This is a genomic window from Okeania sp. SIO2B9 (assembly GCF_010672505.1).
GTDB classification, from domain to species: Bacteria; Cyanobacteriota; Cyanobacteriia; order Cyanobacteriales; family Microcoleaceae; genus Okeania; species Okeania hirsuta.
Window position 1 is genome coordinate 1 of sequence record NZ_JAAHGK010000107.1, and the last position, 9,910, is coordinate 9,910.

General features: G+C 36.2%; 7 protein-coding genes. 5 read left to right on the forward strand and 2 right to left on the reverse strand.

Annotation, left to right across the window (positions count from 1 at the left end):
* Positions 1 to 346: 346 nt before the first annotated feature.
* Entirely contained in the window at positions 347 to 1,270 is a 924-nt protein-coding gene (locus F6K13_RS06260) for a class I SAM-dependent methyltransferase (RefSeq protein ID WP_287244951.1), read from the forward strand.
* Positions 1,271 to 1,763: 493 nt separating this feature from the next.
* Positions 1,764 to 1,952, forward strand: coding sequence for a hypothetical protein (locus F6K13_RS06265; RefSeq protein ID WP_124145263.1), 189 nt, complete (start codon positions 1,764 to 1,766; stop codon positions 1,950 to 1,952).
* A 433-nt stretch (positions 1,953 to 2,385) separates the two neighbouring features.
* On the opposite strand, the gene F6K13_RS06270 is transcribed toward F6K13_RS06265, so the two are convergent.
* On the reverse strand, positions 2,386 to 2,550 hold the full coding sequence (locus F6K13_RS06270; RefSeq protein ID WP_161565046.1) for a hypothetical protein: 165 nt from the start codon (positions 2,548 to 2,550) through the stop codon (positions 2,386 to 2,388).
* 80 nt (positions 2,551 to 2,630) lie between these two features.
* On the reverse strand, positions 2,631 to 7,583 hold the full coding sequence (locus F6K13_RS06275) for a CHAT domain-containing protein (protein WP_124145264.1): 4,953 nt from the start codon (positions 7,581 to 7,583) through the stop codon (positions 2,631 to 2,633).
* A gap of 545 nt (positions 7,584 to 8,128) precedes the next feature.
* On the opposite strand from F6K13_RS06275, the gene coaE reads away from it, so the two are divergent.
* The 3 genes from coaE to F6K13_RS06290 all read left to right on the forward strand — a co-directional run bounded on the left by coaE (position 8,129) and on the right by F6K13_RS06290 (position 9,815).
* On the forward strand, positions 8,129 to 8,761 hold the full coding sequence (gene coaE / locus F6K13_RS06280) for a dephospho-CoA kinase (RefSeq protein WP_124145265.1): 633 nt from the start codon (positions 8,129 to 8,131) through the stop codon (positions 8,759 to 8,761).
* A gap of 120 nt (positions 8,762 to 8,881) precedes the next feature.
* Positions 8,882 to 9,046 carry a hypothetical protein gene (locus F6K13_RS06285; RefSeq protein WP_161564553.1) on the forward strand — a complete coding sequence of 55 codons (165 nt, stop codon included), beginning with the start codon at positions 8,882 to 8,884 and terminating at the stop codon, positions 9,044 to 9,046.
* 466 nt (positions 9,047 to 9,512) lie between these two features.
* On the forward strand, positions 9,513 to 9,815 hold the full coding sequence (locus F6K13_RS06290) for a hypothetical protein (protein ID WP_240041637.1): 303 nt from the start codon (positions 9,513 to 9,515) through the stop codon (positions 9,813 to 9,815).
* Positions 9,816 to 9,910: the final 95 nt, after the last annotated feature.

Below are 9,910 nucleotides of genomic sequence, written 5' to 3' on the forward strand. Positions count from 1 at the left end.
TAGGGTTTCATTCTTTCCAACAATTTTCTAGTTTCGTTGTTTAATTCGCCGATCAACCTCATAAAAAATTACCATTTTTGTTGTTTTGATACCAGAGTATACTATTATGTATGATGTTAGATATGTTTCAACAATTAATAATTAATAATTATTAATTATTATAAAGAATAGGATTGACTAAAAGGATTTTTTTTCTTTTTTGTCCATGAATGGAGAGGCTTTATACCTGAAATTTTTTTCGGTAATTAATTTTGCGTACCTGCTTATCAGTTAATAGTTAATCGTTAATAGTTATTGCAGAATCAATACAACTAATTTTAAACACATTTTTTGTAGAAAAAAAATAATGACTACTACTTTCAAATCTCAGCCTAATTTAGCTACAAAATTAGTCAATGGAATTCTCTCAATTAAACCACTCGCTAATTTTGCTAAAACTCAAGCACGAAAGATGATTATTAAACGTGCAGAAAAAATTGGTGTTCCTTGGCGCAAACAAGCAAAAGAACTCTCCGAACGCAATTGGGATAGAGAATGGGAAATAGTAAATAATCCTAATTTGAGCTATCCAGAATATTACCTTACTTCATTTCATGCTTATGAAAAAGGTAATATGAGTTGGGAAGCTGCAACAGAAGTAGAAGCAGCATCTCTAGCAGTTCATGCGAATATTTGGCCAGAATTAGGTATCGCTGGAGATGCTAGATTTCGTCAGAGTTATTCTGATATTCTCAAAACAGAAATTCCTAGACCAAAAGATATTTTAGACTTGGGATGTAGTGTAGGATTAAATACTTTTCCTCTACAAAAAGTTTACCCAGAAGCTAAGTTGACAGGGGTAGATTTATCGCCCTATTTTTTAGCAGTTAGTTTGTATCGTTCTCAACAACAAAATTTGGATATTAATTGGGTTCATGCTGCTGCGGAAGAAACTGGTTTGCCTGATGCTTCTTTTGATTTAATTTCTATCTCTTTAGTCTGTCACGAACTACCACAAACTGCTACTAGAAAAATATTTCGCGAGGCAAGGCGGTTATTACGTCCAAATGGCAATATTGCAATTATGGATATGAACCCTAAATCAGAAGTTTATGCCACGATGAAACCTTATGTTTTTACTTTGTTGAAGAGTACGGAACCTTATCTGGATGAATATTTCACTTTAGATATTGAAAAAGAATTGATAGATGCTGGTTTTATGACTCCCAAAATAATTTGTAATACTCATCGTCATCGCACAATTATATCATGTCCAGTAGAACAATTATAATAGGGCTTCGTAGTGGGGCTTTAGCTCTTACAATACTTGTATTAGGGCTAAAGTTAAACTACAAACAAACACAAATTTTATTATAACTAAATTATTCGATAGTGTAGCTCCCTCGGAGGGGGCACATAATATTATTTCTAGGGTGAAATAATCGTTGAGATTTTAATTTTTTAATTCAGCTTTGCTGATTAACTTTAAAAACATTTACCCGACGTTGCGCTTACGCGACAACGCGGGATTCCCTAGCATCACTGATAAAGCCTTTCTGCTTCTAACGCACCTGCCTCCGTTGTACCTCGATCGACATTGTATATAGTGGGCAGTTTGGTTATTTTTAGGATATTATCGCTATAATTAGTTTTGTTGCGTCAATATTCTCAACATTACAAAGTTTAAATTTATTTAATGAAATATTGAGATTAATGACCGGAGGGATTGATTAATTTAATAAGTAGGTTAATGTTAAATTAGCAAACAATTTGAATCAAAAAAAATGATTGAGAAAGAAAAAAATCTCCCACGAAATACTTTGAATAACGTAACTGAAAAACAACAAATTAACAATAACTTAACACCTCTGGTAGCTGTGCCTGACGATCGGAGACTAACAAGAGCAGACCCTTTTGAAACTATGAGAGGGTGGAATTATGGTATTCCTGGATGGTATGTAGAACGGTATTGAATAGCGATCGCAACAGAGCAAAGTTGAACTTTCTATTTTTTCTTGTGAAACTGTTGGATCGATAAATTGTTTCCCTATTTTCCTTCTTTCCTTGTTACTTGTTCCTTATTCCTTGTTCCTTAATTAAATTGTTTCCCTATTTTTCCTGGCGTTGCTGAGTGGTAATGATTTTGAGATTAACTTTGGGCGCAAAACATCAGTTTTTCAATTTTACCTTCAGCTCATAGACATCTCCAAGAATCAAAAATCAATATCTATATCCCAAAGAAATTATCAATTCTTTACCCCTACAGCAAAGCTGCCTACTGCCTACTCCCTATGGTTGGAGTAGATGTCTAATTAGGGCTTGCTGATTAAATCTAAAAGCATTGATATATAAAGACAAGTGCCTTTTTGAGGTCGAAAAAAGTGCCTGGTTTTCAGCTCTTCATGCTCAAAAAGTTAGTATTTTAGGCAAAAGTTGGGCAGAGAAATCATTCTGACAATTCTTACTCCTACCTACTCTAAATTCCCCGTTCCTCCTGTCTCCTGTCTCCTGTCTCCTGTCTCCTGTCTCCTGTCTCCTGTCTCCTGTCTCCTGTCTCCTACCCTCACCCATAAGACTTTTTCAGCAAACCCTAATTATCATTACATTTAAGCAACGCCTTTTTCCTTCTTCCTTCTTCCCTCTTCCTTCTTTCACCATGGCGAACCAATCATCGTAAATGCTGCCCAATAATAAGGATGAGATAAATCCCTTCTACCTCCTCTAGCTAACTCCCGTGGTAGAGGTAGATGTTTATTACCATTTCGGAGTATATGACCATCTTGTAAATGCAACTCTCCCCGTAACATTGCTAACTGGGCCTGTCGTAATGCTGCTGCTTTAATTGGTCTGTTAGATAAACTCTGATAAAACTCAGTCATTAAAGCTAATGTACCAGTATCACTAACGTACCAAAGACTTGCCAAAGCAGACTTGACTCCCGCTTGCACTGCTAACCCAGCAAAACCTAACTCAGCCTCTTCATCTCCGACTGCAGTAGTACAAGCACTCAAAACTAATAATTCTACCTGTGCATTATACAAACGTAACTGGCGTAATTCATTTAAGCGTAACTTAGTATCCCAGAATTGAATATAAGAATTGTCAGCACCCCCTGGATGAAATTCTCCATGAGTAGCTAAATGAATAATTTTGAATTTTTCTTTGCTACTTTGCTGCTTTAAATTTTCGAGAGTAAATCCTTGATTCAAAAAAGATTTACCAGGCCAAAGATTATTCACGATGCTTTTAAGTTCTACAGGTACTGCTGGCAGAGGAGTTTGCTCGGTATTACCAGGAAATTCAGATGCTCCCATTGCTAAAACTTGAGAACCATTTAATCCAACATACGTTGTATCAGTTAAAGTAAAACTAGGAATTAATCCCAAACTATATTTTTCGACCAGGAATTGTTGACCATCGTGTAGAGCGGCGATGGGAATAGTTCGCAAACCGCTATCCATCGAAAAAATGATCGTATTAATATTATGATTTGCCAATTCTTCAGCAATTGGTGCAATTAACCATTGATGTAATTTTTGGGCATTTGGTAAATAATTATGAGAATTTAATTGACTGGGAGTCCTAATCTGATTTGTAAATTTTTTGGCAACCTCAATCACTTCATCTCTTGTTTGCCCACTACTTCTGACAATAGGTTTACCGTTTGGCAAAAACAATTGCAGTTCTAAATTATTGGGTTGTGCAGATACATATATAATTGCTGGTCTGATACCAATTTTTTCAACGCTACTAAGAGTATTTCGGATATTTGCTGCTGTGGCAGTTTTTTTAGTAATATTTTTTCCTAAATAACCCGCGAATTCTCTGCCTCTGTTTAACTCTATTTGCCATAGGGAATCAGTTAAACTAACTTGATTGTAATTATCGTTGCGAGAAATTTCGGAAGCAGTGGTAGTCATATTTTCTTCTACGACTATAGTTGGAGTTGGTTTCTGAGAGGACTTACCTTGGACGGGATTTTCTATAGCAACAGTTTGCTCTAAAACTGATGTAATTGAACTGGAATTAGTATCTTCTACAAGAATATTTGTCTCCACATTTTCGACAACAAGTTGAGAGTTATTCGGTTGGTCAAATTCTAATGTAGTTTGATTTTGATTTTGATTTTCCACAACTAATGGGATAATTTGTTCTTCTGAACTACTCATTGAGGATGCAATATTTTCTGTAGGGGCCGCCGTAGGTTCAGAATTATCTAAAATTGGTGAGTTTGATTCGGGGTTTTGAGATACTATCTGTATATCTTGAGCTGTGTTTGAGGGTTCCTCGTTATCTACTTCAGAGGGAATTTGAGTTTGCGACTCCTCTATATTTTTTGGCTTTTCAACTAATTCTGCTTGAGTTTCGGTAACGATCGAAGTTTGATTTCCCTCATAATTACTAGATTCTGTTGATTCTAGTTGAGTGACATTTTGAGGAGTTGATTCTTCTGAGTGAGGTTGATTTTCTTGATTTTCTGATTCCGTTGTGGTTTCACTAGAATCAGAATTTTGTGGTTGAGAGTTTTCTACTTCTTTGAGTTCAAAACTACTAGTTAGAGAGCGATCGGGTGAAATTGTTAATTTTCCATCTGTTATTGCTCCTACAGAACCATTAATTGTAGCATCTCCGACGATAAAAGGTGTATTTCCGGTGCTAATAGCAATATTTCCCCCCACTATCTCTCCTGCGGTAGAAATACTAGCAATATTCTGATTTTTGTCTAAAAAAGTACCTGTTATCCTGAGAGTATCACCTGTAGTAATTTCGACATTGCCTCCACTATTTCCCCCTTCTGCTTGTATAGATATGACCTCAATACCGTTTTCCGCATTCAGTTGAACTTCTCCTGCATTTCCTAGTGTAGCGCTAGAATTTATTCTACCTATAGTTATGCGATCGCCTGCTTGTAGATTAATATTTCCTCCTGCTGTTGTTCCTGTGGTGGTTAATTTTCCTGTTTCGATAGAACCACTACTAGTAATATCAATATTACCAATACTGTTATCTGATGTATTTGCCGTCACATCTCCAGTCTTAACATTGCCTTGAATGCTGGTAATAGTAATACCTGTGGATGTGGAAATATTGCCAGTGGAAATGTCACTACTAGCATTTATAGTAATTTGAGCATTATCTACCCCAGTTATTGTACCTGTACCTGTAATTTTTTCTGCTTGAATAGTTGTGGGATCATTGAATACAACTCCATTTGTATTGCTGTTTTCTGTAGAAGCAATAGTAATATTGCCAGAGTTTTCCGATTTTCCGATAGTAACAGACTCAAAACCATTTGCCAAAGTTGCTAAATCTCCTGTTGTCAGGTGTAGGGGCAAATTGCCGTCTGTCCCTTGTATATTTTCAAATCCTCCCAGAGTAATATTTTGATTTTCTGATGCTGGTTGTAAGATGAGTTTCCCATTGCTACTGACACTGTTTTCTCCACCTAAAAGGTTGATTTCATCTCCAGTAATAGTAATGTTGCCAGTTTCTCGACTACCGCTTGATGTTGATATTCCTCGCAAGTTGAGAGTATTTCCAGCTCTAGTATCAATATTTCCACCACTTTGCGTACCTTCAGCATTAATGCTTTCTGTATCAATATTAGTAGCAGCATTCATAGTGATATTTCCACCCCTAGAGTCTCCACTCGCATCAATTTCTCCAGTCGTAATATTTCCCTGTGCCGTAATATTAATCTCTCCACCATTGCTTTCTACTGTCATATTTGAATTGGCAGTAGATAAGTTATTAGTCATCACAAAACCTTGACTACTGGTAATATTAAGTTCTCCTCCTTCTGTATTAATATTTCCAGTATTTATCGTCGTGCCAGAAATATTAACTGCTGCTCCTTGAGTATTGATAGTATTTTCTGAATGTATTGTCAAAGACCCTAAACCATTTTCGTCACTATCTGCGACAAATGAGATTTCACCTTTTGTCTGAGCAAAACTTAATTGAGTTTCAGATAAATTGTTGACAGTAATATTATCAGACGCTTGAAAAGTAATATTTGTACTATCTGATATGCTTTCTATTGATGATTTTGATATCTGAGATCCTGCTGCCGTTTCCCCCTTTAAAGGATTATCTGCTGCCTCAATATTTGCATCTACAATATTAATATTTTCAGCCTTAAATGATAAACTGCCCAACACATCTGGAGAACCTAAATTAACAGTACCATCAAAAATTAAATTTCCTTGACTAGAAACTTCTACTAGATTTTTACTGGAGTTTTGTTCTAGCGATATAGACTGTTCTTCAATCCGACCAATAGCTTCTATTTTGCCAAAAAAGCTAGTTTCTTCATCACTCCAAATAACTATATTTCCACCCTCATCCCTAAAAGAGGTAGCAAATATTTCTGTATTTTCATCTACATAAGTACGAGTAGCACGAGGAACTGTTCCTAAACCTTGAGAATCTCCACCAATTCTAATATTGCCACTACCATAAATACCAGAAGCATTCAGTTTGGCATTAAATAATCCTACTTTTTCTCCAAAAATATTGATTCTACTTGTATTTGCCAATTCCGAATTTTCTGCCAAAGAAATATCAAGAGAACCAGATACAATCGTTGTACCTAAATCTGTAGGAATTACTTGATTAGAACCTGTCAAAACTACTTCATTGTTATCATTAACTCTAACTCCGGTAGCCATTTCCATCACTTCACTATTACCTGTTAAAAGTTCTGGTATAGATAAGGGATTTAAACTGTGTAATTCTTCTGGTAAATCATTAGAACTTTCTCTATCCTCTGTCGCTATTTCTAAATTTAATAAACGTCCTTCTTGACTAATACGGACTAAATTTTCTCCAAGAACTGTGGAGATCGTAATTTCACCACCTGGGGCAGAAATTTTACCTGTATTAATAATTGTGCCTCCCAATAAAGTGACACTTTCTCCTGCTTCAACAGTTAGCTCACCTTCATTTAAAATTACTCCAGGATTCGTCATTGGGAAAGAAAAAGCACTGGGATTTCCTGTTAAAATATCGTAATTATTTTCACCTATGCTATTGAACCAACCAGAGTCAAAACCAATACCTGAACCAGTAGTTACGACAAAAGATGCAGGGACATCCAATCTAGCATTTGCACCAAAAATTATACCCGCAGAATTCATCATCAGTAAGTTAGAATTGCCCCCTGTTACCTGAATTAGACCATTAATTACAGAAGCATCTCCACCAGTTACACGAGTTAGAATATTTTTGATATTTGGGTTAGATATAAAATTAACAATTTGGTTTTCTCCCAAATTAAATCTCTCAAAGCTATGGAAAAGATTAGTATTATCTTGTGATTGCTTCCCACCTGTAATATCAAAGCGAGTTGTGGAAGAATCTGGGGATGGTGTTACCGGAGTTACTACTGTATTAGTTGAATTTGCTTCGGGAACTATTGATGGAGTAGATGTTTGAGCTGATGCGATTTTAGCGGAAAAAATTTTCCATGAAATCATTCCTAATCTACCATTATTTTCGTTGTCATGGAATGGTAGGAGGGCAGCAGTATCCAATACCCAAAGTCCAGTTAGGGGAACAACTATGAGAATCTGGTAAATTTTATAGATGGGTGCATAGTTCATTGGTTTGTGATTTTTTATCGCTTATCATATAACTACTCTTTCGTCAATATTTTTTGTCCTTTAATTAATGAGCTACATCTATAGCAGGAAATAGGGAACAGCGGTACGACCCCGCGTCGGCGACAGAGGCAAGCGGTCGATCTTCGGAGCTTCCCGTAGGGTGGGATGGCGAGGAGACTTCGCCATATCCAATCGACCAAGAGAGGGAACAGTGGGAAAAACATTGCTTAGTCTAAGATTCATCATCAGCATAAGTCCTAACCACTCTGGCTATTGTAATAACATAAAATAAAATAAATATTGAAAATTTCTGTTTGAGCTATTTCCATTTCTACTGTAATCTAAAATTTTCATAACTTGCTTGTAACTTTTCAGAAAGATAAAAGTCAGGGTTGCTCGCGCCTGTTTTCTACACCTACAACTACCAGCAAAGGAACTAGCGACGATAATAAATGGTATAAATTAAGCTAAACTACTGAAAGTTAGGCTCTGCCTAAAAATAATTAACTTTTGGCTATTTATTTTTGACTTTTGACTTTTTGATGATGCGTCTCATTGGTTTAACTGGGGGTATTGGTACAGGAAAGACGACTGTATCAAATTATCTGAACAAAACTTACCATCTCCCAATTTGGGACGCAGATATTTATGCTCGCAAAGCCGTACAACCAGGTTCATTGATTTTAGATAGTATAATAGAAAACTATGGCACTGATATATTGTTACCTAATGGTAATCTTAATAGGCAAAAATTAGGAGAGATTGTTTTTAATAATCAAGAGGAGTTACTTTGGTTAGAGAAACAAATTCATCCTTATGTACGCGATTGCTTCGAGCAGAATATTCAGCAGTTTGTCAAAAAAAATAATGAACCTGGGTATCAGACCTCCGATCAATACCCCACAGCAGTATTAGTAATACCGTTGCTGTTTGAGGCCAAAATGACTGATTTAGTAACAGAAATTTGGGTTACATACACTTCACCTCAACAACAAATAGAAAGATTGATGAAACGGGATGGGTTAAGTCAAGAACAAACTTACACTCGAATTAATCATCAAATGCCTCTAGAAAATAAGTGTCAACAAGCAGATGTAGTTTTGGATAACTCCTCAACCTTAGAAATCTTGTTGAAGCAAGTAGACTCAGCGATCGCTCATCCCTCATCACCTAAATAATTGACCATCTGGCCGCAATTTTCCTGGAATAGGTAAAGAAACTGAATTATATCCTGAAAAGACTATATAAATTCCGTATTTAGTAGTAGAAACTCCTTGTATGAACAATAGATAACTCCTATGAGTCTCTACCTATTTATTGATATTTCCATCGTAATTTCGACTATCTTATCCCGTAATATCTGTAGCTGGCAACTAAATTACTCAACCTCAAATACCCAAAAATCTTTTGCTCAAGTTAGGGTGTACTGTGATGAACGAGGTAGTGGACGTGGCGAAGCATAGTGTATTGGTCGCAATAGGTAAACCTTTGTGTACTTTCATATCCACAGCACCAGATATATAAGTTTTCCAGCATCCTGACTTCTGCTGTATCAACTACTTTCTTATTTTCTAGTTATACCAAATCCGGTAATTGCTAGTATACTGATTATGGTTTTCAACAATTAACAATATTTTGAAAAGCGTGTAGTGCTTATTCATGGCGGGTCTGTAGACGCGGAGTAAACATTCGCTATCATCTATCATACACTTGATATAGCAGAAGGAAGAAGAAAGAAGGAAAAGTTTTGCGTTATCTGAGTTTTAAGCTTTTGATATTTCTGCACCCTTTCCTTTGATAGCTATAACTGTTAACGTAGTTCCTCCAAAGAAGGCTAACTCTTAATCTATTTAAAAGTTATTCACCAGACATCATATAATTAATGCCACAATAGTCAAGGTCTTAAAACAGTCCTTTGCTATAAAGCAAATGCTTGGTTTTTTCATTGTTCTACTTGCATCATTCTGTTTCTGTTTTCAAAATGTCATTGTCAGAGTTTTATTCAACGAACAGAAAATTTTGGGCATTTTGAAAACAGGAAGGTTTGTCACTCCCACCCTACAAAATTCATTTTTGCTAATGTTTATGCGAATGGTATTGGTAGTTCCGTTGATGGCATCCTTCGCCACAAAACTCTACCCGCACACTTGGCAAAATATTAGAGAATTAGGAAATACTGAATCTCGTCCCCTTTTGTGGCGATCGCTAGTGCAGGATGGCAGAAATAAGTGACCAGTAGGAGCAATGCCCTCTTCCTGAGATAGAATACTCAGAGGTGCGATCGCATCGGAGAGGCCAGCCCCAAAAAGTGACCACTAAAAAAAAGA